This window comes from Nitrosopumilus adriaticus (assembly GCF_000956175.1).
Taxonomy (GTDB): Archaea; Thermoproteota; Nitrososphaeria; order Nitrososphaerales; family Nitrosopumilaceae; genus Nitrosopumilus; species Nitrosopumilus adriaticus.
Window position 1 is genome coordinate 982956 of the sequence record NZ_CP011070.1, and the last position, 25051, is coordinate 1008006.

Below are 25051 nucleotides of genomic sequence, written 5' to 3' on the forward strand. Positions count from 1 at the left end.
TAATTAAGATTCTACTAATGAATTTTCATATTTTTCGAATAACATAATAGTTAATCCCGACATGAAATGTTGTTGAAAATATATACGAAAACAGGAGATGACGGCAACACTGGCGTTCAAGGTAATTTGCGAATATCCAAATCACATCCTAGAATTATTGCATATGGGACAGTCGATGAAGCCAATGCCGCATTGGGTATTGTCTTAACAAATTCATTAGATGAAGATATAGCTAATATTTTGACATTAGTCCAAAATGAGTTATTTTTGGTAGGAGCTGATCTTTCAAATCCCAATCTAAATGACATAAAAAACAGAGTTTCATTGGAAATGATTCAAAATTTAGAATCAACTATTGACAAATTTGAATCAGAGTTACCGCCTTTGACAAATTTTATCTTGCCGGGAGGAGATATCGCAGCTTCTCAACTGCATTATGTAAGAACTATTGTTAGAAGGGCAGAAACACACGTAGTCCAATTGAGTGAAAAAAATGAAATCAATTCAAACTGTATTATCTATCTAAATAGATTATCTGACTTTCTTTTTGTGGTTAGTCGTTTAATCAATAAAAGAAAAAATAGAGATGACATTCTCTGGAAGATCTAAAAAGACAAACTTTAATTCCTCAACTGATTGCATTTTTCTAAGTGCCAGGGTAGCTCAGCCTGGGAGAGCACTCGGCTGAAGACCGGGCTGTCGCGCGTTCAAATCTCGCCCCTGGCATTGACCTTTTTGTAATATTCAAAGCATAGAATTAGATCCTAAACTCCAATATGCTTAAGTTTAGAATTATCAGATTACAGTCATGACAGATAATGAAGAAAAACCTGACAAATATGAGACAATAATAATTGAATCAAAAGTTAGGGAAGGGATTTTTCATAAAGTTGTCAAGGATTTGGAAAGTGGAAAAGCTGTTTCCTGTTCTTGCAAATGCTGGAGTAAGGGGAAAAAGCCTTGTGTGGGTATGAGAACAGTAGGTTTTGATAGTTAGTAGCACTCATGCTCTTGAGAACAGACAATATGCTTAAGTTCAATATTCTGATATGAAGAACATTAGTTGAGCATCTATGAATTTTATCACAAAAAAAGTCTTGGAATTTCAATACAAAAAATTAGACGATTCTAAAAAAAGACTTAATCAACATTTAGAAAAAAGAGATTCTTTGATAAATTCCGATTCTGACTCTAAAAAAGAAATTGAGAAAATAGAAAAATACATTGGTATTTGGAATAAAAATATTCAAAAAATAGAAAAAGAAATCAAAAAAATTGAAGAAAAGAATCTTAGACTATGATTTTTTTGAGAACAGACAACATGCTTATTTTCATAAACATTATGAACATATGATGAGGGAAAAGAAAGTAATAAAAGAAAAATTTTGTATGTGCTGTAAATCAAAGGAAAACCTACAAGCTAGTATTAATCTCCTAAGCAATCCTGCCTATCTTTGTAGCAAATGCATATCAAATTATGATCGTTTGAAAAAGAAAAAATAAGGAAATTTCTTTATTGTCCAATTCTACACCATCATAAACCATTTTTGGGTATTTTGATGGTAAATGTAGTTGGGTTGTTAGTTACTTCAATTGAGCCGTGATGCATTTCTAAAAATTGTCTACATGTGGCCAATCCCAAACCAGTACCTGAATCCTTTGTGGTAAACATTGGTTCAAAAATTTCTTCAAGATTTTTCTCAGGAATTCCAGGTCCTGAATCAGTAATTTTGATTATTGCAAAATCTGCATATTCATCAAGGGTGATATTTACTTCACCTACTTCTCCTTTAACGCCAATTGCCTGAACAGCATTTTGTGTAATGTTTGTAATGATGCCTCTAATTTTTACCATGTCGCATCGAAGAACACAAGGTTTGAGTGATGAATTTAATTTAATCCCGGTAGGGAATTTTACTTCATTGATAGAATTTTTAATGATTTCTTGCAAATCGCAGGCAATTATTCTAAGTTCAGGTGTTCTGATAAAGCTCAGCACATCCGTGATTTGGTTTGTAATGTTGGAAATGGCTTCCTCCATATTCAGTATTGAATTTGTTAAAACAAGATCTTCATGGTTTTTTTGTTTTACCTTCATCAATTCGATTTGAGATTGTAAGATGGTTAACGGATTTCTAATATCATGTGCCATTTTTGAAGAAAGTTTTCCAATCATTTCAAGCCTATTTTCTTCAAATTTATTGAATTCTTTGGAAAAAGTTTCATCAAGTTGTTTTTGAGTTTTGGTAAGTGTTGATTTTGCTTTTTTGAGTGATTGTGCTTTGATAGTTAATTTTTGTTTTGTAATTTGATGTGATTTTTTTGCTTGTTCAATTTGTTGATTAATAACAATCAATTTTTTGCCCGTCTCATCTAGTTCTTCATCATCTATAGAAGTTAGTTCAATCTGTGTTTCATTTGATTGTTCTACATCCGAAAAATCACTTTTCTTTACTTTATCTTTCGATTGAATAGTCTTTTGATGGCTAATTTCGGCTGGTTTTGACCTTTTGAAGAACACTGTCTTCTGGGGTGCATTCATAGGGTCATTTTCGGAATTTTCCCTATGCATAAATTTTCTCATGATTTTGTATATCTAATTTCAAATATGAGGAGTCAGATGTTCAAATTATACAAACACTGATGATATGGTCAATACATCTATTCACTATTTTAATAGCATAATATGATAATATGGTGAGAAAATGATTGAAAACTTATCCAAAATCATCTATTATTACATAGAAAATAAGATATGCCTAATTCAAATTTATAGTTGTAATCTTTATTTTTTTAAAATATTAAAAATACAATAACAACTCATAGGTCATTAAAGACATCATTCAAGATTCAAGCACGATGAATGCATTATTTTTATTTTCTGAATTTTATTATTAATTTATTTAACATTTTGAAATTTATTTATGTTTAGATAATTACAGAAAAAATTCTTTTGAAAACACTAGAGTATTATTTCATAATGTTTGCCCATCTCTTGAATGTCTACTGCTTTCTTCAAAAGTTCTTTTGTTTTCTGATCAGTATTGGCACTTAATTCAAATCTACCTGATTTATCAATGTTAACAACATGTCCATGATATGTTCCTTTGTATAATAGAGGTTTGTCTATGTGTATTGTTGGTAGCGGCTCTTTGAATTTACATTCTTTTTTTGCCTGATTATTTTTTGATACAAATTGCTTTGTAACTGCCATTACAATAGCTCCCGGTTGAAATGGTTTTATAATAAAGTCTTTTGCTCCCCCGTTGATTGCATCTTCTACTAATTCTTTGTTTTCTCTTGTTGATGCAACTATGATGCGTGCATTAGGATCATAATTTATGATTGTCTTAATGGCTTTTATTCCGTCAACATTTGGCATCATAATGTCCATTATTACGATATCTGGCTCGTAATTGACATATTGAGAAACACCATCTCTTCCATCAACTGCTTCATAATAGTAATACCCGATTTCGGCATCATTGAGAACATACCTGATTTTCTCTCTAAATGCTCTTGAATCATCAACTATGAGAATTTTACAATAACGTAATTCAGCCAATTTACTTATCTTTATTTTCAAATAAATTTGGTAAAACAAATTGTTTGTAATTTTTTACAAACAATTACCCGTCTGAATTACTTTAGTATCGTTCAATCTGGGTGTTTCCTTTTATCAGCCAGAAATTTGGGATGCGGAATGACTGGACCAACAACAGATCTAACGGTTTGGAAATAGAAAAATTATCTTAACAGGCCCCAAGACATTTTTTTAAATTCTAATGATGATTTTCATCATCTTGAAATGAACGGCACTGAAAAACCATAAAAATAACAATGCATGAATTTTTGAAATAAATTTAATCATACAAAATCTTTAAAAACAAGGCAAACTCTTGTTTTTCGACATTCATGGCTGAAAAAAAAGCAGCAAAAAAAGCAACAGCAAAAAAAACTACTGCTAAACCAAAATCTAAAGCAAAAGTTAAAACAAAAACCCCCAAGACTGCAAAAACTACAAAATCAAAAGCAAAAACTACAAAATCAAAAGCAAAAACTACAAAATCGAAGGGTAAAAAACCAAAAGATGAACCAATCGGCGACATGGGTATTGTTATTGTCGATGATGATATAGAAATTGATCAAGAGAAGGTTAATGAAGAAAGAAGGGCATATCTCGAGGAAGCAAGATCTCAAGAAGCCTTTGACTAGGAATCTTTATCCGATCCTTTGATGTATACTATGTATGCGTGCTTTATGCCTGATAACAGTCAAACCCGGAAAGGTTGATTCGGTAGTAGCCATATTAAAGAAAAAAAGAAAGATTGTAAAGCAAATTATGGTTGTTACAGGAAGAGCAGACATTAGTGTACTTTTACAAGGAAATATTGATGAAATTAATGGAATGGTAATTGATTTTAAAAAAATAAAAGATATCGTTACTACTGAGACCCTAATCGAGGTGGAGGTGAATTTAGGATGGTGAGAGCAATAATTTTAGTAAAATCTCCCAAAAAACTCATTGCTGCCAGACTAAGAAAAATCACATCAATATCTGATTCATTTCCAACAAGCGGTCAATTTGATGCCGTCGCCATAGTTGATGTTCAAGAACTTAGCGAGATAAAAGAAGTGGCCACAGTTATTCAAAAAATTAGCGGTGTTGAGAGGACTGAAACCATGGTGGAAGTTCAATGACAATGGATTTAAACAACTTTGAGATAGACTAACTGTGAATATCAAAAAAGTGGGAAATGTCATATTGGCTGTAAAAGACATAGACAAATCCATACAGTTCTATCATGAACTAATAGGACTACCAATCAAAAATCAAAGAAGATCTTGGGTTGATTTAGGTACTACTGGAGCCATGTTGAGCTTGCATCCAGCATCATTGACTGCACAGCATGTTGGAAGTTCCATCGATAATGGAATTACAATAGGATTTCTTGTAGGCGATGTTCAATCAGCAATTGATGAATTAAAAGAAAAAGGAGTTAGAATTCATCGCGATATTGTTGAACGTGAAGCAGGAAAAAATGCAGTAATTTTAGATCCTGATGACTATCTTATCTCATTGTTTGAGCCAAACTTTGCAGATAAAGAACAACAAACTGGCGGATACCACGGATTTACACCATCTTAGATTATCTTTTTCAGACAAAGATTAATCTGAATCTTTTATTTTTCAAAAATTTCCTGTTTGAATTAATTTTTTAATATTATCGCCCTGGTCTTTTAAAACCTTGTTTAATATTACAATTATCTGCAGACGATTTTTGGAATTTTTTATCTGCAGGGATGTTTTTATTTTTTAATTTTTCAGGGAGTTCCTCCTGATTGATTATGAAAACTTTCTTTAGATGTGATTTCTGTTTGTAGTCACCATAAATGATGTTGGTTGGAGATGATTTTTTATCTGAATGAGGTTTTTTATTTTTTAATTTTTCAGGATTTTTCTTTGTCCACAAAATGTTTCCCATGTTATTGGAGGATGATTTTGCTATGTTGTAATCTCCTAAATATTTATTCATAATAATTCAAAATTCCAATTCTTAACAAAAAACAACTAGATTACTTTTTTAATAGATGCGATAATTTTCTCTAAACCTTTTTCTTTTCTGTCAATAGAAACATAAAATGTTACATTATTTTTTTGTAATATTACAATTGTAACTTTTTGATGTTGTAAAATCACATGTTCTAGTTTTCCAACTGTGCTTACAGTTTCTTTTCTTAAAGACATTAATGTAGAAATTATGAAGAATTCATTCTTTACTTGTTCAGATTTTAGTAGTGGTTTGAGATTGGGTTTAACCATACCTGTTAATGTTCTGCCATATGCATTAACAACTCCCGCATATCTGACGCTATTAGATATTTTCAGAATACTTTGACATTGTTTTCTATATTTTATTACAGTATCTTTCCATTTGTCAGCAGGAGTTTTAACCATAAAGCGATTTGATTAACGAAACTAATAAGGATTCTTACTGAAATTCAGAACTGAAAATTTTATTTTAATGATTTTTAGGTTTTGATTCTTTATCCAATTTTTTCTTTAATTCCAAATTTTCTTTTAATAATTTATCATTTTCATTTTGAAGTGTTTCTATAGAATTCTGTCTAGTGTATAGTGGGTGTCCTGGTGGAATAATTCCAGAACTCATTGTTAGTAATCCAGCAGCATGTTGCTGATAGAATTGTTGGAATCCCTGAAGTTTTTGGTTAATTGTACCTGCATTCTTTAGAAATTGTTCTTTCATAGGATTTTGGTGAATTTTGAACATTGGGTTTGCAATGCCTGGAGGCAATCGAGGGAATTGAAATGCCATGTGAGGAATGTTTGGATTTAATCCGTAAAGGTCTTGCAAGTGTTTTATTGCTATATCATCCACACAAATTGCTTGAATTTGCCATATTTCTGCATTACTTTAGGCGTTTGATATACTGTTTTGTAAAACCTCGGGCGTTTTTGCTCAAATTGAGCTGATCGCTGATCCTTATAGATTCGGTATTTTGATCGCAATTACGTATGATTGATTCGAATAAGACATGTCTAAAATGTAAAAAAGACATCAAAGAGAAAGATCTTCATAAAATTGTAATTTATGTTGTTCAAGAAAAATTTACCGAACATCATTATGAGCATGTTGAATGCCCTGACAAATTCACCGTTTAAGATTATTAAAAAAATGTTAGCCCTTTAGTTCATATACTTTGTAAATTTCTCCAGTCAATCTGGATCTAAACCTCCACTCATTATTTCTCCAAACGATTTCAAGAAATTGTTTTTGGGATGTAGGGTGCAATTTTTGATATACATCACTTCCAATTAAAATCTGATTTGGTTTTGCCATTCCTTGAATCTTTGCTGCAATATTCATAGCAGGTCCCATTAAATCAACATGAGAGTTTTCTGCATCTGCACCATACCTTACAACAATGTTTTGACCAAAATCTATTCCAATCTTTACCATCAAATCAGGATAATCATATTGATTTAGAATTGGATTAATTCCTTTTTGAATTACAGATATCATTGATTTTGCGCAGTTTACAGCATTGTCTGCTGCCAATAAGGAATTACCTTCTGCAACGAAATACCCAATCACTGCATCCCCTACAAATTTTAATACATAACCTTGATGTTGTCTGATTACTGATGCCATCTCTTGAGAAAATGAACTAACGATGATGGCAATTTTTTCAGCAGGCATTTCTAATGTCATAGTTGTTGAACCAACTAAATCCACATACAAAACAACCATATCTAATTTCAAAAATACATTTTTTCTTAGAAATTTCTCAGATTCATCTGCCATTCCAGAATACTCATATCCCTTTTTGAGAGATCCCCAAACACGTTTTTGAGTTTCTAAAATCATTGTTTCAAAATCAACTACACTATCTTTGTTTTTGCTTAGAAGCATATCTACCACATCCCTATTTTCAGAAGTCAAATTGGATTGTTGATTTTCATCGTGTTTTTCAGTCATCTGGATATCCTCACTCTAATGGAAAATCGATCTTACAGAAAATGCATTTGCCTCTAATGCCCTTATAGGTGGCATCATAATATTTGGCAATTTCTTTCTTACAATGAATGCATTGAAAGGGGATCTTATCCATGCCTAAAATACCAATTTTGGATATTTAGAGTTGATGAATGAAAAATTACATACAAAGATGTTATTTCAAGCAGAAAATCTGCCTATTTACGATGATTCTCAAATGAAGGTTTAAGGAGAGCAATATTTTGTTTATTTTTGTGCGTTTAGGAACACGATCCCCCAATGATTTCATCCAATTACTAAATCAAAAAAATGAAGTAATTCAAAAAAAATGCCTTGAAAAGATCTCTAATCTAACTAAAATGATCGACACAAAAGTAATGCTGGGAGATTCTACAATTACGGAACAAAAAACTTTTGATCCAAAACTTGTTACTGATTTTTTTCAAAAAATTAATGATTCACTCAAAGAATGGTCTGTACATGATGTATCAATTTCAAATAATGAGGATTTAAGAAGAATATTTACAAAATTTGAGATTATGGAAGGCAGTTATTTGATCTCAGGACACATATCATTGCAATTTCATGTTTTGCTGTATTACAAACCAGACCAAAGAGTTATTGATTCTCAAAAAGAATTAGCTGAGATTGTAGATTTGACTAAAAACAAAGAGCAAGAGCTATCAGACAACAGTGATCAATTTGTATTGAATAAATTAAAAGAAATGGGATACAAAGATTTTGATCATCAAAAATTATTTGAAGTATTTTATGAAAATGACGAGTTTAGAGAAAAAGTCTATGCAGAAATTGAAAAAGATGCAGGAGTTGATTTTAAAAAACTATCTGAAAAAAAGACAAAACTGTTTAATGAATTAGATTCTCTTTTAGTTGAAACATATCAGACAAGTCCTGTGATGATTGATGATGCAAGATTAGTGTCAGGTGAAGAAGGTTGTTTATGTACAATAGATTTGGAATTTGTAAAAAATGACATGAAGGAAGGGTTGTTTGATCCTAGAAAAATGTCAAACTCTGTAAAAGAAAAGATTTTGAAACGATTAGATGAATTTGAAAGTGTTTTAAATTAAGATCAAGGAACCGGAAAATGAGAATTTTCTCAAAGGGGAGTTCCGATCCCTTGATATGATTTGAACACAAATTTAGAACTATTTAGGCATTCCTGCAAATTTCAGCATTAAATTTGACTAAAATTGTAATTTTTCTATAGAAGAAGTCAAATACGGCGTTTCATTAGCAACATTTCCAATGAATCCATCATATGATGAAATTGTAAAGGCAAATTCATTACGAGGTAATGAAATTAGAAAGACCCCTCTAATTCATTCAAGTACATTTAGTGAATTGACAGATTCAGATGTTTTTCTAAAAGCGGAATTTAGACAAAAAACAGGTTCATTTAAAATTCGAGGAGCATATTACAAAATTCAATCACTTTCAGATGAAGAAAAAAAATACGGGGTTGTTGCTGCATCCGCAGGAAACCATGCACAGGGTGTTGCATTTGCATCATCCTTGGAAAAAATACCATGCACAATTGTTATGCCAAAAAATGCATCACCTGCAAAAGTAGCAGCGACAAAAGGATATGGTGCAAAAGTTATCCTTGAAGGAATAAACTATGACGAATCTTCTGCTAAAGCTCATGAGATTGCAAGTGAAACTAAGGCAACAATGATACATGCTTTTGATGATCCACAAATAATTGCAGCACAAGGAGTAATTGGATTAGAAATTCTTGAAGATTTGCCAGATGTAGATGAAGTGTATGTTCCAATAGGTGGTGGGGGATTAGCTGCGGGAACACTTATTGCAATAAAAGAAAAAAATCCAGACATTAAGGTAGTAGGTGTTCAATCAAGATCATTTCCTTCAATGTATGATTCGTTAAAACAAGGTTCTATCACATCAAGTGGAGGAGCACGTACTATTGCTGATGGTATTTCCGTTAAAGTTCCGGGACAATTAACATTTGGAATAATCAAAGAATTAATTGATGAAATTGTTCTAGTTGATGACACTGAGATTACCAAAGCAATGTTTCTATTGATGGAACGTATGAAATTTGTTGTAGAGCCGGCAGGAGCAGTAAGCTTGGCACATCTTATTTCAAAAAAACCATCTCCAGGAAAAAAAGTTGTTGCAGTTTTGGCAGGAGGAAATGTTGACATGTACCTTTTAGGACAAATCGTAGACAAAGGTCTTGCAGCAATGGGTAGATTACTGAAATTATCCATATTACTTCCAGATAGACCCGGAGCTTTCAAAGAAATTGTAGATGAAATAACACTTGCAAATGCAAATATTGTAGAGGTTGTCCATGATAGACTTAGTTCACATATCAATGCAGGTTCTGCAGGGGTAACTCTAAGTTTAGAAACACAGGGTCAGAAACAAGCTGATTTGCTAATTGAGTCACTGAAGAGGAAAAATATCCAATTCAAATTAATGACCTAGTATTATTTGAATTTCTTTTTGGCAAATTTAGAAAGGCCCTCTTTCTTTAATTGCTCTGATTCTTTAATTACAGAATTATGCTGTGTTGATTTGTGCTGTTTTAGCTTCTTTTTTAGCTCTGGGAATTCATTTGCAAGAATTTTCATTGCATAAATTCCGGCATTTCCTGCTTTGTTTATTCCAACAGCCACCACTGGAGAACCTGATGGCATCTCAGTGATTGATAACAATGAATCTAATCCTCCAAATGCTGAAAATTTTGATGAATCATTTTTTTTCGGATGCTTGTCGTTATAGACTAGTATTGGAACTCCTATTACGGGTATTACCGTATGTGATGCAATCATGCCGGGTAAATGTGCAGCACCGCCAGCACCTGCAATAATTACACTAAATCCCATTTTTTCTGCATGCTGTGCATATTCTGCTAATCTAGAAGGTGTTCGATGTGCCGAAACAATTTGATCTTCATGTTTGATTTTAAATTGATCTAATATTTCAGATGCACCTTGCATAACCCTACTATCAGAACTAGATCCCATGATTATTCCAACTAATGGTTTTTTGGAATATGTCATAATAATAGAAAAAACATGAGACTAATTATCTATAACTATTAGAAAAAATCCAACAAAGTTGTTCAAATCAACATTACCTATTTTTAATCGATACTTGATGGTGTTGTAATGGCAAAAGTTCTGGGAATTATTGGGGGAGGGCAACTTGGAATGATGATCACCGAGGCTGCAAAAAAAATGCCTGAATACATATCAAAAATTATTGTGTTGGATCCTACAAAGAATTGTCCCGCATCACAAGTAGGCGCAGAGCAGATCATAGCTGATTTTAAAGATAAAAACGCCATAATTGATTTAGCTAATAAATCAGATATCATAACTTATGAAATTGAATCAGGAGACAGTGATGTCTTAAAATCTGTTGAGAATAAAGCGGAAATAAATCCATCACCTGAAACATTAAAAATTATTCAAGATAAATTCTTGCAAAAGTCATTTTTATTAAAAAACAATATTCCAGTTCCTGATTTTCTTGAGATAAAAAATATCGATGATGTAAAAGCAGGATTAAAAAAATTTGGATTCCCTGCAATGCTAAAAGCACGTCGTGATGCGTATGATGGAAGGGGAAATTATAAAATCAATTCGGAAGAAGATATAGAGCCAGCATATGATTATTTCAAAGGACAGTCACTGCTCTTGGAAAAATTTGTATCATTTAAGATGGAAGTTTCAGTAATCGCATCAAGAAATACCAAGGGGCAAATTAAGACATACCCATTAGTTGAAAACATCCACGAAACAAGTATTTTGAGAGAAACAATTGCTCCAGCTAGAGTTTCTGAAAACATTTCAAAAAAAGCAGAGCAAATAGCTGAAAAAACAATGACTGTCTTAAAAGGTGCAGGCATATTTGGAATTGAAATGTTTGTAACAACAAATGATGATGTCATAATTAATGAGATAGCACCACGTGTACATAATTCAGGACACCACACTTTACAATCTAGTGAAACATCTCAATTTGAACAGCATCTTAGGGCAATTTTGGGATTAGAGTTAGGTGGCACCAAATTACTTTACAACACCATCATGTACAATATTCTAGGATCTAAAGAATTTCAGGGAGAATACAAGCCACTTGAAATTTCAGAGGATAATTTGTTTTTGAAAATGTACGGTAAGAAAATTTCAAAACCTCTTAGAAAGCTAGGTCATTTTAATCTGGTTGGAAGAAAAGGTGAATCCATCGATGAATTAATTAAAAAACTTGAGACGCTCAAAGACAGGGCAGCAGTACAATCAATCTGACTAAGTTTATTAATTGTGAAGAAAAAATTTCTATATGGCACTAACTGCTTCATTAATCCTTACTGGAATTGCAATAGGGTTGCTTGTACTTTATGCTGCAGATGTAGCAGTTGCAATGTCAACAGATAGTGATCATGGATTTTTACCATTAGATCACATGCAGAGAGGAATGGGTCTTGGAGGACCTGCATTAGTATTGCCAATAATTGCATTTTTCATTTCTAGAACGGAACCATCAAAGGGATTAGGTATTATGATAATTATCTCAGGTATCTTAATCGTTATTGGAGGTATTGTAGTTTTAGTAAACCCTGCACCTGCAGCTGAATCTTCAGACAGAGATCCAATTGCATCAATGGCAATGATGTTTATTCCTGCAGCAATCCAATTGGCTTTAGGTGGAATCAAGATTTCAAAATCCTAACTGAAAATACCATGCCAACATGTGCCAAATGTGAAAATGATGTCAAAAAAGTATATGATTGTGATCATACAGATTATGAAGAATATTGTGTAGAGTGTTATACTGAATTACACTACTATCTAACAGAAAAGGATTGAAACGATGCCAACCGACAGAGAAATTGCAATATACGCATTAGGTAAAACAGAAGGCGTGCACTCCATTGCAGAAACACTTGGAAAAGGTTTGGATGATGAGAAATACATTGAATCATGGAAGAAAACAATGAAAATGCTGGGAATTGATATGCCCCTAAAAGATCTTGAAAAAATTTACAATGAGTTTGCAATGAAAATGGAAGAGATTGTAAAAAAGGATGAAATTAAAAAACAGGAATAGAGAATTTTCATATACTCGAAAAATAAGCCAATTATATTGAAAGCAATAATCTTAGCAGGTGGACGTGGAAAAAGATTACGACCAATAACAGATTATGTCCCTAAACCCCTGGTTCCATTAAAAAATATCCCAATTATTGAATGGCAAATTAAATATCTAAAAAAATTTGGAATAGATGAAATAATTATCTGCACAGGTTACAAACAAGAAACAATCAAAAATCATCTTAATGTGAAAAAAATAGGAATGAAGATTAATTTTTCAGTTGAAAAATCACCCTTAGGTACGGGCGGAGCTATTAAAAAAGCGGGCAAAATGATCAATGAAAAATCTTTCTTTGTAATTAATGGAGACACTATAACAAACATCGATTTGAATAAACTGAAAAAAAAATCAAATGCAATTGCATCAATTGAACTACGAACTAATTTTGGCATATTAGAAACAGATGATGGTAAAATAACTAAATTCAGTGAGAAGAAAGAAATTTCAGATTCATGGATGAATGCAGGCATATATCATCTTGAGAAAGAAATTCTAAAAGACTTGCCCAGTAAAGGAGATATTGAAAAAACAGTGTTTCCAGATTATGCCAAAAAAGGAAAACTCAACACGGTCAAATTCAAAAATGTCAAATGGTATTCCATAGATTCATTCAAGGACATGGAAGAGTGCTCGTTAGAGATAGAAAAAATAATTAAATAAAAAAAGTAATTTTTTAAGCACCTGTTCTGTGAAGGGTCACCATCATGTATGCTACTTCTTCAACAAAGGGCTCATCTTTGCTCATAGATGCGTATTTTGTAGCATTATTCCAAAATGTTGGATCTTTAGTGGTTTCTTCAATTAATGATTGTTCAGTCAATACTTTGAATCATCATTTGTTCTCATAATACTCCACCTCAATGAAAATTAACTCATTTGTAAACAGATACACAGAATAATCCAATCCACAACAGTATTTTCATGCGTATTGGGTGTAGCTTAGGCTCATTGCTATCGATAAACAATGTTTTAGAATGCTCAGAGATCATCTCAAAAACTAATGTGGATGCTATATGGGTGCCTGAAACATGGGGTATGGAGAATTTTTCAATGCTAAGTGCAGTTTCAAATAAAACAAATAAACAAAAAATAGGTTCATCAATAATCAACATCTACTCCAGAAGTCCTGCAACTATTGCAATGGGTGCAGCAACAGTGGATGTTTTATCTGAAGGGAGATTAATTCTAGGATTAGGAACAAGTAGCTTACCAATCATAGAAGATTTTCATGGTAGTAAATTTGAGTCACCGTTACAAAGAATGAAAGAGTATGTTGAAATTATTAGGTTGGTTTTATCTGGAAAATTAGTAAATTACAAAGGAGAAATTTTCAATCTGAAAAATTTTACATTACTAATAAATCCAAAGAGAAAATCAATTCCAATTTATCTTGCTGCCATAAATCAAAAAATGGTGAATCTGGCATGGGATGTTGGAGATGGCATAATTTTCTATTTAAGACCAATTAATGAAATGAAAAATACAATTTCAAAAATGCAATCAAAGAAAAAAATAGATGTTACATGTCAAATAATCACTAGTGTTTCAGAGGATTCTGACGTTGCAATTAAACGAGCAAAAAAGACATTGGCATTTTATGTTTCTGTAGGAAAAATATATCGAGACTTTTTAGCAAAAAATGGATATAAAAATGAAACAGAATCAGTGTATGATGAATATAAAAAATCAGGCTTTAAAACAAATTATGAATTAATTACGGATTCCATGCTAAAATCATTAGCAATTGCTGGAACATCAGAAGAGTGTAAAAAACAACTTGTAAACTTTAGAAATTCTGGGATCGATTTGCCAATAATGCAATTCAATCCAATAGGCAATGTATCAGAATCATTTGGTTTATTCAAAAAGACATTTCTGGATGATTAAAATGAAAAAAGTAGGAATAATATCATATGGCATAACACCTTTTACAAAAGAGGATCAAAAAATAGAAACGGTTTTACTCAAATCGGTAAAAAATCTTTTTGAAAATAATTCAAGTGTTGATCGAAATGATATAGATGCAGTTTTAGTATCTACAAACAATAATGCAAAATATCTGTCTCCCGTTTTATCAGAAATGATGGGGATTCAGCCAAAAATTGCACATTCAATTGAAAGTTTATGTAATTCAGGCACAAATTCAATAGTTTCTGCATATTCATACATATCCTCAGGTTTGGCAGATATGGTTCTAATCTCCGGTGCAGAAAGATACGACAGTCCCGGACAAATATTAGAATGGGATAATTCAAGAGGGGAATACAAGCATCCAATTTACTGGGCATCAATTTTTACAAAATCCTACAAAAGAGAATTCTCAATTTCAAATGAAGATTTGGCAGTTGTGCCAGTTAAAAATCACAAACAAGCAAAAGAAAATCCAAATGCAATGTCTTCTAAAACATATTCAATAGATGATGTAATAAATTCTAAAAAATTAACAGACGACATAAGGCTATTGGATTGCTCAAGACCATGCACAGGCAGTGCATCAATAATCCTTGCCTCAGAAGATATTGTAAAAGAAAACACAGAACAGCCTGTATGGATAACAGGGATTGGTCAAAAAACAATTTCTGCAGGCTTTACTAAAAATATGTCATTGAGTTCTATGGAGTCAACAAAATTGGCAGGCGATACTGCATTAAAAATGGCAAATAGAAAAATTTCGGATATAGATACTGCAGAAATTCACGATGCATTCTCTGTGTGTGAACCAATGGCATTAGAATCACTGGGATTTGCAAAACCCGGAAAAGGTATCGATACCATTAAAGAATTACATGATACAAATAATTTTAAAATCAATCCTAGAGGAGGACTGATTGGTTCAGGACATCCACTTGGAGCAACAGGTATTGCTCAAACAATAGAAATCACCCAACAATTACAATCTAATGCCAATAAACGTCAGGTAGATAATGCCAATGTGGGATTAGTTCACAACATGTCAGCCGCAGCTACATCCTCAACAGTATTGGTGTTAGAAAAATGAGTTTTGAATCAGAATTATCTCAAGGTAGTTTTTACATTCCAGAATGCGTCAAATGTTCAATAATTATTTGGCCTCCATCCGAATTTTGCAATCAGTGTTTTGGGGAAATTGTACTTAGGAAAAAAATATCTGAAGGAAAAATAATTGAATTTTCACGAAAAGACGAAGAATATTTTTGCATAGTTGAATTTGAAAATCAAATTAGAGTGATGGCTAAAATGACAAATATTCCCAAGGTTGGACAAATGGTAAAAATACTGAAATCTGGAATTTCAAAAGGAAATTATTTTTTTGAAGTTACTTGAATTTTGTATAGATGTATGGAGTTTCAATCTTTTGATCAAATGTCCAAACTGTTGGAAGTGAAACAGAGTTTGTCACATCAAGATGATGTTTTTCAATAAGTGTGCTCCATCCACCATTTGCTAAATTACCCGATAATTGCCTTTTAGAATGTGTCCCAGCAAAAACTAAACCTGTGTTGTGTTTTAGATCAGAAATAGAATTGATCCTATCAATAATATTTGTGGCCAAAATATCACCACCCATTTGAGGTAGACCTCCTATGAAAAATATCGGATGAGTCAATTTGATTTGAGAATAATCAAATTCTAAAGCATCTGTGCATTTTGGATTAAAATTCTGATTTGTTAATGTGCAAATTTTTCCCTGTAATTCTACTAGCACATCATCAATTTCAATACTATGTGTGACTAGACTCAAAAGAGTTCCACAAAAAGCAATCCGTCCATCACCTGAACCAATATCGACTAATTCAGTATATCCCAAATGTTTTGCAAAACATGCCATGATATAAGCAGACATTATCCATGTAGGGTAGAAAGGCTGACAGCTGGTACCATGTTTGATGCTGTTTAGCCAATATTCGTTAATATCACCTTCATAAATTGTACATTGAACTCCCGAAATTTCTTGTTCAAATGAATTAAAGTAAATGGGATTTTTGTCTGCAAAATCATGAAGGGATTTCAAATTATTTTCATCTAGAGGAAATTCACTAGAAGGTAAAGAAGGTATTAACTCTTGAATGTGAGCACTACCAGTATAATTTTTTGCAAATTCTTGTTTAATTTTAATTAAATTCGATGTAATTTTATCCAACATTGTTTTTCTAAAATTAAGGATACAGATAAACTCATTGTGTGTTTGAGTGGTTTTTTGATAAAATTAATCGAATTTCATCTTCCACTTTTTTAATTTCATTGATGGTCGTAATTTTTAATTGTTCATTTTGTTTAATTTCATCATCCGTAGGATCCATTATTAATTGAAATTCTAAATGTTTGATGGTGTTTAGATAAAAATCACGTTGTTCGAATAATTTTTCAATAATTATTTCTGTCAGCGATTAATCTAACAATTAGGCGTATTTATGGATTAAAATGTTCGATGACTTCAAAATCATTGTAATACAATAGCCACCGAAATTCATTGCTGAATCATTTCAAATTGTTTTGTATTTTTTAAAAATGTTGATATGAAAATGACCTGAATCTGATATTTTATTGAGTTATTATGTAATTACCTTCTTTTCTATATCTATATTCAGAACAATATGAACATGAGAAGAAAAATACCATCATTTACAATTACACAGCAAAAAACTACAGCGGATAAAGCAACAAATAATCAAAAAGCTGCTAGAACTAGAAGGCAACGAGGATATCAATGGGAGGATACCATTGTAAAGCGATTTAATAATACAGATAACTGGAAAGCGTTTCGACTAGGTTCACCAAGTATTGCATTACCTGACGTTCTGGCAGTAAACACGGATAACAGCACAATTTTTACAATAGAGGCAAAATCAGGAACTAGTACATCATTACCAGTACCTGCAGATCAAATTGAAAGGTGCTTGTCATGGATTAAGACTTTTGATATTTATAAAAAAAGAAATGTGATTTTGGCGTTCAAATTTCTATCGAAAAAAAGGATCGATATAGGAAAATACGAAAGCAGAGAATTAAGGGAATTCTTTAAAATTTGGGACGAATCCTTGGAAATATCTGATTGCGTATGCACTTATGATGGGAAATTTTTTGCAAAGATTGATGGTAAAAGAAAAGAGTTGTTCCTAAATGAATGCAAAATGCCTTTTAAGACAAAACAAAGAACTAGTGCCTAATCGCACATTACTACAAATCGTTTTTTAAGGATAAGACGCAACTAAACATGTTGTCTGAAGAAAAAGCTGACATAGAATCAAATGAAATTAGTTCCGATTCACTACTTGAGACAGTATCTGATGCAGAAGTGAATTCCCGTGTAAGTTTTGAAGAGTTTACTGATGAAAGGATACTGATTAGTCATGATGCATTTGGAAATAAGCAAATGAAAATTAAAGTGCTCGAAGTATCTGATGAAACCCCTCCATCAAAATGGAAATTTGGTGATCGTGTTAAAGTTACAAAAATACTTGTTACAATTAAGCATCTAACAACACAACAAGTTGAAGAAGGTGAATTTGATATAGAATCTATAGAAAGAGAATTAGCTGAAAAAAGACATTATACATCAACAAACAGATGGATTCCTGCAAGTGATGTAAAAAATGGTTATGTAGTAGGATCAATGCATACACGATTAATCAGCGATGCTGCTGCATTAGATTATATCGTTTTTTAATTTAATAGTAAATTAAAAAATTTATGAAAATTCAAATGTGTGGTTTTTTATTTTAATTTATCATGAACTCGTCCGATGTTTTTCGTAAAAGAAATCTCACCAAAGTAAATTTTGATTATGAGGATTTGATTGGAAAAAACTTATCTGATTCCAACATGCGAGGGGTGAATTTAAAAAATAGAGATATTCATAGTGCAGATTTGAGTTGTACTGATTTGAGGGAAGCTAACCTAAGTGAATCCATTCTGTTTTATGTAAAATTAAGAGGTGCAGATATGAGAGGGGTCAATCTATCTAATGCAAAAATATGGGATGCAGAAATGTATGGAGTAAATCTTGGAGGGGCAGACATTAATGGAGCAGATTTATTTTATTCTGATTTAAGAAATGCAGATTTGAGCAATGCAGATTTGAGCGGAGTTAATCTCAGACATACAAACTTTGAAGGGGCAATTTTCACTTCAGCCAGTTTTACAAATACAAATTATGATTTACAGACACTATCTACAATTTCAGATAGTGCAAAATCAGTATTAAAAAAGAATGGTAGGTTATGGTAAAACATAATCCCACTATATCGTTATGGCTTTTTCAGAGTTTTCAGGAGTCTTTTTAGGGATATCAAAGATTTCCAGAGACTCCAAATGCTTTAGGTGCTTTGATATTAATCCTTCATCCCCCAAAGATATCAAAATTCTATCATTATGCTGAAAAACATATTCTCTGATGTCTGAAGTGTATTCCACCCCATTTACATAGAAAAACAATGAATGATTTTCTTTTGCACAAAATTTTTTGTTTTTACTGGATTCGTTATTTTTTAAAATTATGCAATCTGAAGTTAATTCCATACCAAATGATGAAAAAAGCATTGCAAGAGGAACATTTGTTGCATGTTTATGAATAAGATATGGATTGTCATTTTCAAAGTGAATGTATTTACTTGAGAGTTGAAATTGTGGAAGACCGAAATTTAGTTTAGTATCATCTACTATTACTGCAATTGCCGCATGGGCGTGTTCGCTTCCATATGTGCCAACATTGTATTGATTAACCAGTATTTGTTCAGGGGTTAAATTTAGAGTATTTTCAATAATTTGTGAATCAATATCTGTCTGATTTGCAAAATAAAACAAGTAGAATCCAGACGAAACAGTAATGAAAATCAACATAATTGAAAAAAATATCTTGGCATTTGATTTTGCCGGAATTTCTTCTGAGACAAAGATATCCAAATTACTTTCTTCCAGACGGCCAGGTAAACTATAATCAGAATCAATATCTTTTGGAAGGATCTTGTCAGCAGTCAATTAATTATGACATGACACTATTCTATAAATTTCCTAGATATTCATTATTTTAGTTTTGAACACCTGAAAAACATTATAAACAAAAGAATTTGAAAAACATCATGAGTTCAAAAGAGTTCGATGTTAACGGAACAGACTACAAAATAGTGTTAACAGAACAAGTAATTGGGCATGTAAATAACCTAAAATCACTATATAATGCAGCATATGAAGATCCTGAAAGTTTTGAAGACGTTAGTTCTGAAATTTCAAATACTATTAACGAGATAGCAAGCACAGTAGAACCCCCAGCAGAAGATAGTGATCTGGACGGATTAATTCAAGAAATCATTAAAGCCGTAGATAATAAAGCAGACGAAATTAAAAAAGAATTAGAAGCAAAAGAAAAACCGGCTAAAAAATCAAAATCTAAAAAATAGTCTCATTTGACTATAAACTCATAAAAATTTGGGGGATAAATTATATTCTAAATCAGATAATTTTAGTTATGTCAAAAAGCTGTGAATGCGGTATTTGTGGTCATCATAGTGAATCAGAGTGTCGTGAAAAAGAATGCAAATGTTGTTTGAATTTTCATGAAAGGTCAGGCCCTAAAAGAAAATAATAGATCTTAACATCAATCTTGTTCTTTATAGCAACTACATTTTTTTGAAACGTGTCTGGAACACCCAAATAATTTATGATCTTTGCATCCACATAAGATACATTTTTTTCCAGCAGTCATAATTTCTCCATCAGCCTTTCTGTATCAACAATCATTTTTTTATCTTCTAGTGCTTCTAGAATTTTTAATCTCATGTTTTTAATTCTATGAATATCCTCAGAATAGAGAGGAACCATTGTTTCAATTTCTTGCTCAAAAGAATAATTTTGTAAATATTGCCGAAATTTTGATTTTAATGGTTTAAAATCAGATGATGTGATTTTTTCAGCATCTATTTTATTTGTAATCACTTTAAGAAACCCATTAATTTTTAGCATTTCTTTTTTAAGATTTTGTAGATCTCCTGGCTTGTCTTGAATTTCATTGAGGTGATTGTAAGATTCAAGCATTTGAATCAGGATACTCTTGAGATGATCGTTGTAGGTTACCACAAATACTTGTAATTTGTATCCAATCTAAAGTTTAGGAAAAATAGCTTTACGGGTCTAAAAGTTACACATTTGCTTTAAATTATCACAAATTATTTGAAATGACAATGCAGGGAGATGCGTATCTAAAATGTATTGATCCTCAATGTGGTTTAGAATATCCAATTAAGAGTACAAATGTACAATGTACAGAGGGTCACCTGCTAGATGTAAAATATAAAAATAAACCGTCAACAGATTTAAAAGAAGTATTTTACAAAAGACGAAATTCTGAAGGCAGTATTTTTAATGAAAGTGGAGTATGGAGATTTAGAGAGTTACTGAATTTTTGTCAAATAGACACTGAAAATCTTGAGGAATGTTCAAAGTATTTAGTTTCATTAGATGGGGCAGAGGGAAGACAATCAAAGCCATATCAAATGTCAAAAGCTGCAGAATTCATAGGAATTTCAACTAAAAATTTATGGTTACAGCCAGAAGGATACAATCCAAGTGGATCATTCAAAGATAACGGGATGGTAACAGCAGTTACACATGCAAAGATGGTGGGTGCAAAAAAAATTGTCTGTGCATCAACTGGAAACACTTCTGCATCTGCAGGAATGTTTGCTGCAAATGAAGGGATTAATTGTGATGTATACATCCCATCAGGACAGATTGCACCAGGAAAGCTTAGCCAAGCATATCAATTCGGAGCTCAAATTTTACAAGTGGATGGTAATTTTGATGATGCATTAAAGCAGTCATTAGATGATGCCCAAAATCATGAAGGATATACTGTAAACTCAATTAATCCATTTAGAATTGAAGGTCAAAAAACAATTCCATTTAGAGCACTAGAATATCTCAACTGGGAATCTCCCGACTGGATTGTTTATCCTGGAGGAGCTTTGGGAAACACATCAAGTTGTGGAAAAGCACTAATGGAATTGTATGAATGGGGTTGGATTAAAAAAATTCCAAGAATTGCTGTGATCAATTCAGATGGGGCAAGTACATTATCAGATTTGTATAACGGTAAATTTGAAAATGAAGAGCTTAGATGGAATAAAGGAAAACCCAACATGGAATTAATTTCTAGATATTATGATCATTTAGATAAAGAAGGTATTAGACCGAAAACTAAAGCAACTGCAATTCAAATCGGAAGACCCGCAAATATTTTGAAAGGTTTACGTGCCTTAGAGTTTACAAATGGCGTAGCAACCACAGTTTCAGATTCTGAGATGCTCGATGGAATGTCTGTAGTTGGGTTAAACGGATTTGATTGTGAGATGGCATCTGGAGCATCAGTAGTTGGAATAAAGAAACTCATTGGTGAAGAGATTATCAAAAAAGATGATGTTGTTGTAGGCATTCTCACAGGTAGACAAAAAGATGCCATGCTGCCAGTAGAATATCATCAAAATCCAAATAATCTTTTTGCAATACCGCCAAAAAATTAAGCCGGCAAATTAGTTCAAATATTAATTTAGTTTTTGACATATCAAGAGTTAAATCCATGCGTTACACAAATAATACAACCAAAAGATGGTGCAAAATAACTAAATGAGTAATTCGTGTATTTCTAAAATATTCGTGAGGACAATAAAATGGTAGAACTTTGGGTGGAGCTTGCCGCATTAGCAGGACTAATAGGACTATCTGGTTTTTTTAGTGGTTTAGAAGTATCATTAGTTGGAACGAGTCAAGCTACAGTAGAACAACTAGTTAAGGAGAAAAGACGAGGTTCCAAAGCCCTTCAAAAACTCAAATCAAATCCAGGCTGGATGATGTCAGCTGTAAATCTTGGAAATAATTTAGTAAACATCGGTTCATCTGCTTTAGCTACTGTAGTTGCCATTAAATTATTTGGAGATAGTGGTCTAGGTATCGCAGTTGGAATTATGACATTTTTAATAATAATTTTTGGTGAAGTTACTCCAAAAACATATTGTAATGCCAATGCAACCAAAGTTGCACTTCGCTCAAGTGGAATTCTACTATTGTTTAGTTATGCCACATACCCAGTAGTATGGACATTGGAGAGAATAACCCGTGTAATGATCAGAATTACTGGAAGTGATTATCACCCACCAGCACTAACTGAAAAAGAAATCAAAGGAATAATTGATCAAGGGCATAGAGATGAAGCATTAGAAAGTCAAGAAAGAGATTTAGTGCACAGAGCACTAGAATTTGATGACACAGTAATTCGTGCCGTTATGACTCCAAGAATGAAAATGCAGTCACTTCCTGCAAAAATGCTGTTGTTTGAAGCTTTACCAATAATCAATCAAAATGCACATTCCAGAATTCCAATCTATGGTGAAACACATGATGATATCGTAGGATTTGTTCATGTGAGGGACGTGTTAAGAGAGCTTGAATCAGATAATAAGATGAAAACATTAGAACAGATTTCAAGAAAGCCTGTTTTTGTATCTCAAGAAAAAATGGTTACTGCATTACTAAGAGAGATGAAGGGTAGGAAAACACACATGGCAATAGTAATAGATGAACATGGTGGAGTGGAAGGTTTAGTGACCCTAGAAGATCTTATTGAAGAAATTCTTGGAGATATAGAGGATGAAACAGATTCCCCCCAAGTAATCAATTATCATTCTATAGACAAAGATACGATAATCACAACAGGGGAAATTGAAATTGAAAAAATTAATGAGATTTTCAAATCTGATTTACCCGAAGGGGATGATTACAGTACACTAAATGGATTACTGCATGAGAAATTACAAGACATACCTCAAGAAGGAGACAAATTAGAAATAGGAAAGGTGCGCATAATAGTTGAAAAAGTTGTAAAGAATCTACCTGAAAAAATTAGAATAGAACGTATTAAACAATAATTTATTTTTGAGCAAAACGCTCTTGCAATTTCTGCTTTTTTTCTTTCATATGAAAAATTGATTCAGTATGAGCAAATGATTCCTCATAAGATCTTCCAAACAACATTGCTTGTAAAAGCATATGATTTTCAGGAATAACTATGCCTGTTTGATCATCAGAATACATCATTTGAACAGTATCCCCAATAGACGTGGTCATATTTGCATGAATGTGAATCATGTTTGTGTCAGTAAAATTAAAGCCCATGCTTTGTGCATAATCTCGAATATCTTTTGTTCCTTTTGCAGTCCATATAGTCGCAACACCAAATTCGTTTGTAAAAAGTTCGTGAATTTCAGAGGGTTTGGGAGCAAGATCATTGAATCTAATATCCATAATGTGTAAATGCATTTGTCTTGTTGGCACCTTGATTGCCCTAACATAAAGTGGTGTATCTTTTCCAAAATACATCTTCACATCATCACCATGATGAGGTTTTTCAGACATTTCTATTGTATCGACAACATCTTTTTCTGTTTGCTCGATATCAGCCCAGCGTCTTATCAAAGTTACATCAAAACGAATTAGTTTATCTCCAAATTTGGCACGCAGTGGCTCTAAAATTCTACCCATCCCAGTGACATTACAACTTCCTTGCATAACATGCTGTTTACCTATGGCTTGATCATAATTTACTCTTGAATTAAACAATAAATCAGAAACAGATTCATCTCCGATAATTGATTCACCGCCTTGATAAATTGCAGGAATGTTTTTTGGTTCATAGAGATTTACTTTATTTTTATAACCATAACCACCAGGGGCAGCATCAATTACCAAGTCACAACTATCTAAAGCTGATGCAATAGTACCTGCAATTTTATAATTTGAAAAAGAGGTTATCTTGTTAGCTGGAACGTACACATCAAGTCCTTTTGAAATTGCAACGTCTACTTTTTCATCAGGAGAGTATTTGCCTACTCCAACAACCATTATCTCAGGATCGTCCTTTAGAAATGAAGTGATTCTACTGCCAATGGAACCATATCCATTAACAAAGACTTTATTCATAATTGCGCTATGTTTGACCCTTTTATTTAGATTAGTTCAAGGATATTACGATTTTATTTTCTAGGTCGTCTGCGCGGATTTTTCTCATAAAAAATCTCCACATTTTCATTCCATTTTTTGTTATCAGGTAAAAGTGAACGTGGATGAGGTTTTTTCCCATTTTTTGATAAAATATCACTATGTAAAACATAGAATTTGTCGATCTCATCAATCAAAACATCCAGAAATTCTGAAGCCTCTTTTGCCTCAATATTTTTTGGATCTTTGTGATTAAGAATATAGTTTGACAAGGTATCAATTTTTGCTTTTTTAATTTTAAATTCATCAAGAATTCTAGTTTCAAATGAAATCATTGTAATGAAGGTCTAATTCACTAGTGTATGTTCATTACGGTTATGATTAAAAAATAAGAATCAGGCATGGCAAAACAT

General features: G+C 32.3%; 36 protein-coding genes and 1 tRNA gene. 24 read left to right on the forward strand and 13 right to left on the reverse strand.

Going from position 1 to position 25051, the window contains the following annotated elements:
• Positions 1-66: 66 nt before the first annotated feature.
• From NADRNF5_RS05715 to NADRNF5_RS05730, 4 genes are all read left to right on the forward strand, one after another.
• Entirely contained in the window at positions 67-609 is a 543-nt protein-coding gene (locus NADRNF5_RS05715; RefSeq protein ID WP_237089211.1) for a cob(I)yrinic acid a,c-diamide adenosyltransferase, read from the forward strand.
• Positions 610-652: 43 nt separating this feature from the next.
• Positions 653-726, forward strand: a tRNA-Phe gene (locus tag NADRNF5_RS05720).
• A gap of 82 nt (positions 727-808) precedes the next feature.
• Positions 809-997, forward strand: coding sequence for a hypothetical protein (locus NADRNF5_RS05725; protein ID WP_048116165.1), 189 nt, complete (start codon positions 809-811; stop codon positions 995-997).
• A 76-nt stretch (positions 998-1073) separates the two neighbouring features.
• Entirely contained in the window at positions 1074-1301 is a 228-nt protein-coding gene (locus tag NADRNF5_RS05730; protein ID WP_048116166.1) for a hypothetical protein, read from the forward strand.
• A 233-nt stretch (positions 1302-1534) separates the two neighbouring features.
• On the opposite strand, the gene NADRNF5_RS05740 is transcribed toward NADRNF5_RS05730, so the two are convergent.
• Entirely contained in the window at positions 1535-2572 is a 1038-nt protein-coding gene (locus NADRNF5_RS05740; protein WP_237089212.1) for a sensor histidine kinase, read from the reverse strand.
• A gap of 390 nt (positions 2573-2962) precedes the next feature.
• The gene (locus tag NADRNF5_RS10705) at positions 2963-3565 is read right to left on the reverse strand and encodes a response regulator (RefSeq protein WP_052661891.1); all 603 of its coding nucleotides are present in this window, start codon (positions 3563-3565) and stop codon (positions 2963-2965) included.
• Between the two features lie 350 nt (positions 3566-3915).
• On the opposite strand from NADRNF5_RS10705, the gene NADRNF5_RS05750 reads away from it, so the two are divergent.
• The 4 genes from NADRNF5_RS05750 to NADRNF5_RS05765 are packed head-to-tail and all read left to right on the forward strand — an operon-like array spanning position 3916 to position 5149.
• Positions 3916-4215: a hypothetical protein gene (locus NADRNF5_RS05750; protein ID WP_048116168.1), complete on the forward strand. Its 300-nt coding sequence runs from the start codon at positions 3916-3918 to the stop codon at positions 4213-4215.
• A 34-nt stretch (positions 4216-4249) separates the two neighbouring features.
• Entirely contained in the window at positions 4250-4489 is a 240-nt protein-coding gene (locus NADRNF5_RS05755) for a hypothetical protein (RefSeq protein ID WP_048116169.1), read from the forward strand.
• Positions 4483-4701, forward strand: coding sequence for an Lrp/AsnC ligand binding domain-containing protein (locus tag NADRNF5_RS05760; protein ID WP_048116170.1), 219 nt, complete (start codon positions 4483-4485; stop codon positions 4699-4701). The genes NADRNF5_RS05755 and NADRNF5_RS05760 overlap by 7 nt, the downstream gene beginning before the upstream one ends.
• Positions 4702-4735: 34 nt before the next feature.
• Positions 4736-5149, forward strand: a complete 414-nt coding sequence (locus tag NADRNF5_RS05765) for a VOC family protein (RefSeq protein ID WP_048116171.1) — start codon at positions 4736-4738, stop codon at positions 5147-5149.
• A gap of 76 nt (positions 5150-5225) precedes the next feature.
• On the opposite strand, the gene NADRNF5_RS05770 is transcribed toward NADRNF5_RS05765, so the two are convergent.
• The 3 genes from NADRNF5_RS05770 to NADRNF5_RS05780 all read right to left on the reverse strand — a co-directional run bounded on the left by NADRNF5_RS05770 (position 5226) and on the right by NADRNF5_RS05780 (position 6401).
• Entirely contained in the window at positions 5226-5537 is a 312-nt protein-coding gene (locus NADRNF5_RS05770; RefSeq protein WP_048116172.1) for a hypothetical protein, read from the reverse strand.
• Positions 5538-5572: 35 nt separating this feature from the next.
• Entirely contained in the window at positions 5573-5959 is a 387-nt protein-coding gene (locus NADRNF5_RS05775) for a hypothetical protein (RefSeq protein ID WP_048116173.1), read from the reverse strand.
• Positions 5960-6023: 64 nt separating this feature from the next.
• Positions 6024-6401, reverse strand: a complete 378-nt coding sequence (locus tag NADRNF5_RS05780; RefSeq protein WP_048116174.1) for a hypothetical protein — start codon at positions 6399-6401, stop codon at positions 6024-6026.
• A gap of 137 nt (positions 6402-6538) precedes the next feature.
• On the opposite strand from NADRNF5_RS05780, the gene NADRNF5_RS11345 reads away from it, so the two are divergent.
• Positions 6539-6685, forward strand: coding sequence for a hypothetical protein (locus tag NADRNF5_RS11345; RefSeq protein WP_192828295.1), 147 nt, complete (start codon positions 6539-6541; stop codon positions 6683-6685).
• Between the two features lie 16 nt (positions 6686-6701).
• Here NADRNF5_RS11345 and NADRNF5_RS05785 read toward each other — a convergent pair whose 3' ends face one another.
• Entirely contained in the window at positions 6702-7502 is an 801-nt protein-coding gene (locus NADRNF5_RS05785; RefSeq protein ID WP_048116175.1) for an adenylate/guanylate cyclase domain-containing protein, read from the reverse strand.
• Positions 7503-7774: 272 nt separating this feature from the next.
• Between NADRNF5_RS05785 and NADRNF5_RS05790 the strand changes: the two genes are divergently transcribed.
• Together NADRNF5_RS05790 and ilvA are read left to right on the forward strand one after the other, a co-directional pair.
• Entirely contained in the window at positions 7775-8611 is an 837-nt protein-coding gene (locus NADRNF5_RS05790) for a hypothetical protein (protein WP_048119196.1), read from the forward strand.
• A gap of 178 nt (positions 8612-8789) precedes the next feature.
• Positions 8790-9998, forward strand: a complete 1209-nt coding sequence (gene ilvA, locus NADRNF5_RS05795; protein ID WP_048116176.1) for a threonine ammonia-lyase — start codon at positions 8790-8792, stop codon at positions 9996-9998.
• A gap of 2 nt (positions 9999-10000) precedes the next feature.
• On the opposite strand, the gene purE is transcribed toward ilvA, so the two are convergent.
• Positions 10001-10576: a 5-(carboxyamino)imidazole ribonucleotide mutase gene (gene purE, locus NADRNF5_RS05800; protein WP_048116177.1), complete on the reverse strand. Its 576-nt coding sequence runs from the start codon at positions 10574-10576 to the stop codon at positions 10001-10003.
• Between the two features lie 108 nt (positions 10577-10684).
• Between purE and NADRNF5_RS05805 the strand changes: the two genes are divergently transcribed.
• The 4 genes from NADRNF5_RS05805 to NADRNF5_RS05820 all read left to right on the forward strand — a co-directional run bounded on the left by NADRNF5_RS05805 (position 10685) and on the right by NADRNF5_RS05820 (position 13334).
• The gene (locus NADRNF5_RS05805; RefSeq protein ID WP_048116178.1) at positions 10685-11827 is read left to right on the forward strand and encodes a 5-(carboxyamino)imidazole ribonucleotide synthase; all 1143 of its coding nucleotides are present in this window, start codon (positions 10685-10687) and stop codon (positions 11825-11827) included.
• 34 nt (positions 11828-11861) lie between these two features.
• The gene (locus NADRNF5_RS05810; protein ID WP_048116179.1) at positions 11862-12251 is read left to right on the forward strand and encodes a hypothetical protein; all 390 of its coding nucleotides are present in this window, start codon (positions 11862-11864) and stop codon (positions 12249-12251) included.
• Positions 12252-12392: 141 nt separating this feature from the next.
• Positions 12393-12629: a hypothetical protein gene (locus tag NADRNF5_RS05815; RefSeq protein WP_048116180.1), complete on the forward strand. Its 237-nt coding sequence runs from the start codon at positions 12393-12395 to the stop codon at positions 12627-12629.
• 36 nt (positions 12630-12665) lie between these two features.
• Entirely contained in the window at positions 12666-13334 is a 669-nt protein-coding gene (locus NADRNF5_RS05820) for a nucleotidyltransferase family protein (protein ID WP_048116181.1), read from the forward strand.
• A gap of 13 nt (positions 13335-13347) precedes the next feature.
• Here the strand turns inward: NADRNF5_RS05820 and NADRNF5_RS11350 are convergent, their stop codons facing one another.
• Positions 13348-13494, reverse strand: a complete 147-nt coding sequence (locus tag NADRNF5_RS11350) for a hypothetical protein (RefSeq protein ID WP_192828296.1) — start codon at positions 13492-13494, stop codon at positions 13348-13350.
• Positions 13495-13595: 101 nt separating this feature from the next.
• Between NADRNF5_RS11350 and NADRNF5_RS05825 the strand changes: the two genes are divergently transcribed.
• From NADRNF5_RS05825 to NADRNF5_RS05835, 3 genes are read left to right on the forward strand one after another with little or no spacing between them, the layout of a single operon-like run.
• Positions 13596-14561 carry an LLM class flavin-dependent oxidoreductase gene (locus tag NADRNF5_RS05825; RefSeq protein ID WP_048116182.1) on the forward strand — a complete coding sequence of 322 codons (966 nt, stop codon included), beginning with the start codon at positions 13596-13598 and terminating at the stop codon, positions 14559-14561.
• A gap of 1 nt (position 14562) precedes the next feature.
• Entirely contained in the window at positions 14563-15672 is a 1110-nt protein-coding gene (locus NADRNF5_RS05830) for a thiolase family protein (RefSeq protein ID WP_048119200.1), read from the forward strand.
• Complete coding sequence (locus NADRNF5_RS05835; RefSeq protein WP_048116183.1) at positions 15669-15977, forward strand: PhlB family protein; 309 nt, start codon at positions 15669-15671, stop codon at positions 15975-15977. The genes NADRNF5_RS05830 and NADRNF5_RS05835 overlap by 4 nt, the downstream gene beginning before the upstream one ends.
• Here NADRNF5_RS05835 and NADRNF5_RS05840 read toward each other — a convergent pair.
• Complete coding sequence (locus tag NADRNF5_RS05840; RefSeq protein WP_048116184.1) at positions 15970-16797, reverse strand: hypothetical protein; 828 nt, start codon at positions 16795-16797, stop codon at positions 15970-15972. The genes NADRNF5_RS05835 and NADRNF5_RS05840 overlap by 8 nt on opposite strands.
• A gap of 457 nt (positions 16798-17254) precedes the next feature.
• Here NADRNF5_RS05840 and NADRNF5_RS05850 point away from each other — a divergent pair, with 457 nt between their 5' ends.
• From NADRNF5_RS05850 to NADRNF5_RS05860, 3 genes are all read left to right on the forward strand, one after another.
• On the forward strand, positions 17255-17821 hold the full coding sequence (locus NADRNF5_RS05850) for a PDDEXK family nuclease (protein WP_192828297.1): 567 nt from the start codon (positions 17255-17257) through the stop codon (positions 17819-17821).
• 47 nt (positions 17822-17868) lie between these two features.
• Entirely contained in the window at positions 17869-18321 is a 453-nt protein-coding gene (locus NADRNF5_RS05855) for a hypothetical protein (RefSeq protein ID WP_048116187.1), read from the forward strand.
• Between the two features lie 62 nt (positions 18322-18383).
• Complete coding sequence (locus NADRNF5_RS05860; RefSeq protein WP_048116188.1) at positions 18384-18881, forward strand: pentapeptide repeat-containing protein; 498 nt, start codon at positions 18384-18386, stop codon at positions 18879-18881.
• 12 nt (positions 18882-18893) lie between these two features.
• On the opposite strand, the gene NADRNF5_RS05865 is transcribed toward NADRNF5_RS05860, so the two are convergent.
• Positions 18894-19631: a hypothetical protein gene (locus NADRNF5_RS05865; protein WP_048116189.1), complete on the reverse strand. Its 738-nt coding sequence runs from the start codon at positions 19629-19631 to the stop codon at positions 18894-18896.
• 101 nt (positions 19632-19732) lie between these two features.
• On the opposite strand from NADRNF5_RS05865, the gene NADRNF5_RS05870 reads away from it, so the two are divergent.
• Complete coding sequence (locus tag NADRNF5_RS05870; RefSeq protein ID WP_048116190.1) at positions 19733-20050, forward strand: hypothetical protein; 318 nt, start codon at positions 19733-19735, stop codon at positions 20048-20050.
• Positions 20051-20351: 301 nt separating this feature from the next.
• On the opposite strand, the gene NADRNF5_RS05875 is transcribed toward NADRNF5_RS05870, so the two are convergent.
• Complete coding sequence (locus NADRNF5_RS05875) at positions 20352-20684, reverse strand: hypothetical protein (protein ID WP_237089213.1); 333 nt, start codon at positions 20682-20684, stop codon at positions 20352-20354.
• A 146-nt stretch (positions 20685-20830) separates the two neighbouring features.
• On the opposite strand from NADRNF5_RS05875, the gene thrC reads away from it, so the two are divergent.
• Both thrC and NADRNF5_RS05885 read left to right on the forward strand, forming a co-directional pair.
• On the forward strand, positions 20831-22168 hold the full coding sequence (gene thrC / locus NADRNF5_RS05880; RefSeq protein ID WP_048116192.1) for a threonine synthase: 1338 nt from the start codon (positions 20831-20833) through the stop codon (positions 22166-22168).
• A gap of 147 nt (positions 22169-22315) precedes the next feature.
• Positions 22316-23569, forward strand: a complete 1254-nt coding sequence (locus tag NADRNF5_RS05885; protein ID WP_048116193.1) for a hemolysin family protein — start codon at positions 22316-22318, stop codon at positions 23567-23569.
• Between the two features lies 1 nt (position 23570).
• On the opposite strand, the gene NADRNF5_RS05890 is transcribed toward NADRNF5_RS05885, so the two are convergent.
• Together NADRNF5_RS05890 and NADRNF5_RS05895 are read right to left on the reverse strand one after the other, a co-directional pair.
• Entirely contained in the window at positions 23571-24620 is a 1050-nt protein-coding gene (locus NADRNF5_RS05890; protein WP_048116194.1) for a type II glyceraldehyde-3-phosphate dehydrogenase, read from the reverse strand.
• Between the two features lie 53 nt (positions 24621-24673).
• Positions 24674-24973 (reverse strand): hypothetical protein, encoded by a 300-nt coding sequence (locus tag NADRNF5_RS05895; RefSeq protein WP_048116195.1) that lies wholly within the window; start codon positions 24971-24973, stop codon positions 24674-24676.
• Positions 24974-25051: the final 78 nt, after the last annotated feature.

What these genes read in the sequence shown, in the direction of transcription:
- NADRNF5_RS05715 (WP_237089211.1), top strand. Translation starts at nt 67, where the DNA reads ATGTTGTTGAAAATATATACGAAAACAGGAGATGACGGCAACACTGGC.
- NADRNF5_RS05725 (WP_048116165.1), top strand. Translation starts at nt 809, where the DNA reads ATGACAGATAATGAAGAAAAACCTGACAAATATGAGACAATAATAATT.
- NADRNF5_RS05730 (WP_048116166.1), top strand. Translation starts at nt 1,074, where the DNA reads ATGAATTTTATCACAAAAAAAGTCTTGGAATTTCAATACAAAAAATTA.
- NADRNF5_RS05740 (WP_237089212.1), bottom strand. Translation starts at nt 2,572, where the DNA reads ATGCATAGGGAAAATTCCGAAAATGACCCTATGAATGCACCCCAGAAG.
- NADRNF5_RS05750 (WP_048116168.1), top strand. Translation starts at nt 3,916, where the DNA reads ATGGCTGAAAAAAAAGCAGCAAAAAAAGCAACAGCAAAAAAAACTACT.
- NADRNF5_RS05755 (WP_048116169.1), top strand. Translation starts at nt 4,250, where the DNA reads ATGCGTGCTTTATGCCTGATAACAGTCAAACCCGGAAAGGTTGATTCG.
- NADRNF5_RS05760 (WP_048116170.1), top strand. Translation starts at nt 4,483, where the DNA reads ATGGTGAGAGCAATAATTTTAGTAAAATCTCCCAAAAAACTCATTGCT.
- NADRNF5_RS05770 (WP_048116172.1), bottom strand. Translation starts at nt 5,537, where the DNA reads ATGAATAAATATTTAGGAGATTACAACATAGCAAAATCATCCTCCAAT.
- NADRNF5_RS05775 (WP_048116173.1), bottom strand. Translation starts at nt 5,959, where the DNA reads ATGGTTAAAACTCCTGCTGACAAATGGAAAGATACTGTAATAAAATAT.
- NADRNF5_RS11345 (WP_192828295.1), top strand. Translation starts at nt 6,539, where the DNA reads ATGATTGATTCGAATAAGACATGTCTAAAATGTAAAAAAGACATCAAA.
- NADRNF5_RS05785 (WP_048116175.1), bottom strand. Translation starts at nt 7,502, where the DNA reads ATGACTGAAAAACACGATGAAAATCAACAATCCAATTTGACTTCTGAA.
- ilvA (WP_048116176.1), top strand. Translation starts at nt 8,790, where the DNA reads ATGAATCCATCATATGATGAAATTGTAAAGGCAAATTCATTACGAGGT.
- purE (WP_048116177.1), bottom strand. Translation starts at nt 10,576, where the DNA reads ATGACATATTCCAAAAAACCATTAGTTGGAATAATCATGGGATCTAGT.
- NADRNF5_RS05805 (WP_048116178.1), top strand. Translation starts at nt 10,685, where the DNA reads ATGGCAAAAGTTCTGGGAATTATTGGGGGAGGGCAACTTGGAATGATG.
- NADRNF5_RS05810 (WP_048116179.1), top strand. Translation starts at nt 11,862, where the DNA reads ATGGCACTAACTGCTTCATTAATCCTTACTGGAATTGCAATAGGGTTG.
- NADRNF5_RS05815 (WP_048116180.1), top strand. Translation starts at nt 12,393, where the DNA reads ATGCCAACCGACAGAGAAATTGCAATATACGCATTAGGTAAAACAGAA.
- NADRNF5_RS05825 (WP_048116182.1), top strand. Translation starts at nt 13,596, where the DNA reads ATGCGTATTGGGTGTAGCTTAGGCTCATTGCTATCGATAAACAATGTT.
- NADRNF5_RS05830 (WP_048119200.1), top strand. Translation starts at nt 14,563, where the DNA reads ATGAAAAAAGTAGGAATAATATCATATGGCATAACACCTTTTACAAAA.
- NADRNF5_RS05835 (WP_048116183.1), top strand. Translation starts at nt 15,669, where the DNA reads ATGAGTTTTGAATCAGAATTATCTCAAGGTAGTTTTTACATTCCAGAA.
- NADRNF5_RS05840 (WP_048116184.1), bottom strand. Translation starts at nt 16,797, where the DNA reads ATGTTGGATAAAATTACATCGAATTTAATTAAAATTAAACAAGAATTT.
- NADRNF5_RS05850 (WP_192828297.1), top strand. Translation starts at nt 17,255, where the DNA reads ATGAGAAGAAAAATACCATCATTTACAATTACACAGCAAAAAACTACA.
- NADRNF5_RS05855 (WP_048116187.1), top strand. Translation starts at nt 17,869, where the DNA reads ATGTTGTCTGAAGAAAAAGCTGACATAGAATCAAATGAAATTAGTTCC.
- NADRNF5_RS05860 (WP_048116188.1), top strand. Translation starts at nt 18,384, where the DNA reads ATGAACTCGTCCGATGTTTTTCGTAAAAGAAATCTCACCAAAGTAAAT.
- NADRNF5_RS05870 (WP_048116190.1), top strand. Translation starts at nt 19,733, where the DNA reads ATGAGTTCAAAAGAGTTCGATGTTAACGGAACAGACTACAAAATAGTG.
- NADRNF5_RS05875 (WP_237089213.1), bottom strand. Translation starts at nt 20,684, where the DNA reads ATGCTTGAATCTTACAATCACCTCAATGAAATTCAAGACAAGCCAGGA.
- thrC (WP_048116192.1), top strand. Translation starts at nt 20,831, where the DNA reads ATGCAGGGAGATGCGTATCTAAAATGTATTGATCCTCAATGTGGTTTA.
- NADRNF5_RS05885 (WP_048116193.1), top strand. Translation starts at nt 22,316, where the DNA reads ATGGTAGAACTTTGGGTGGAGCTTGCCGCATTAGCAGGACTAATAGGA.
- NADRNF5_RS05890 (WP_048116194.1), bottom strand. Translation starts at nt 24,620, where the DNA reads ATGAATAAAGTCTTTGTTAATGGATATGGTTCCATTGGCAGTAGAATC.
- NADRNF5_RS05895 (WP_048116195.1), bottom strand. Translation starts at nt 24,973, where the DNA reads ATGATTTCATTTGAAACTAGAATTCTTGATGAATTTAAAATTAAAAAA.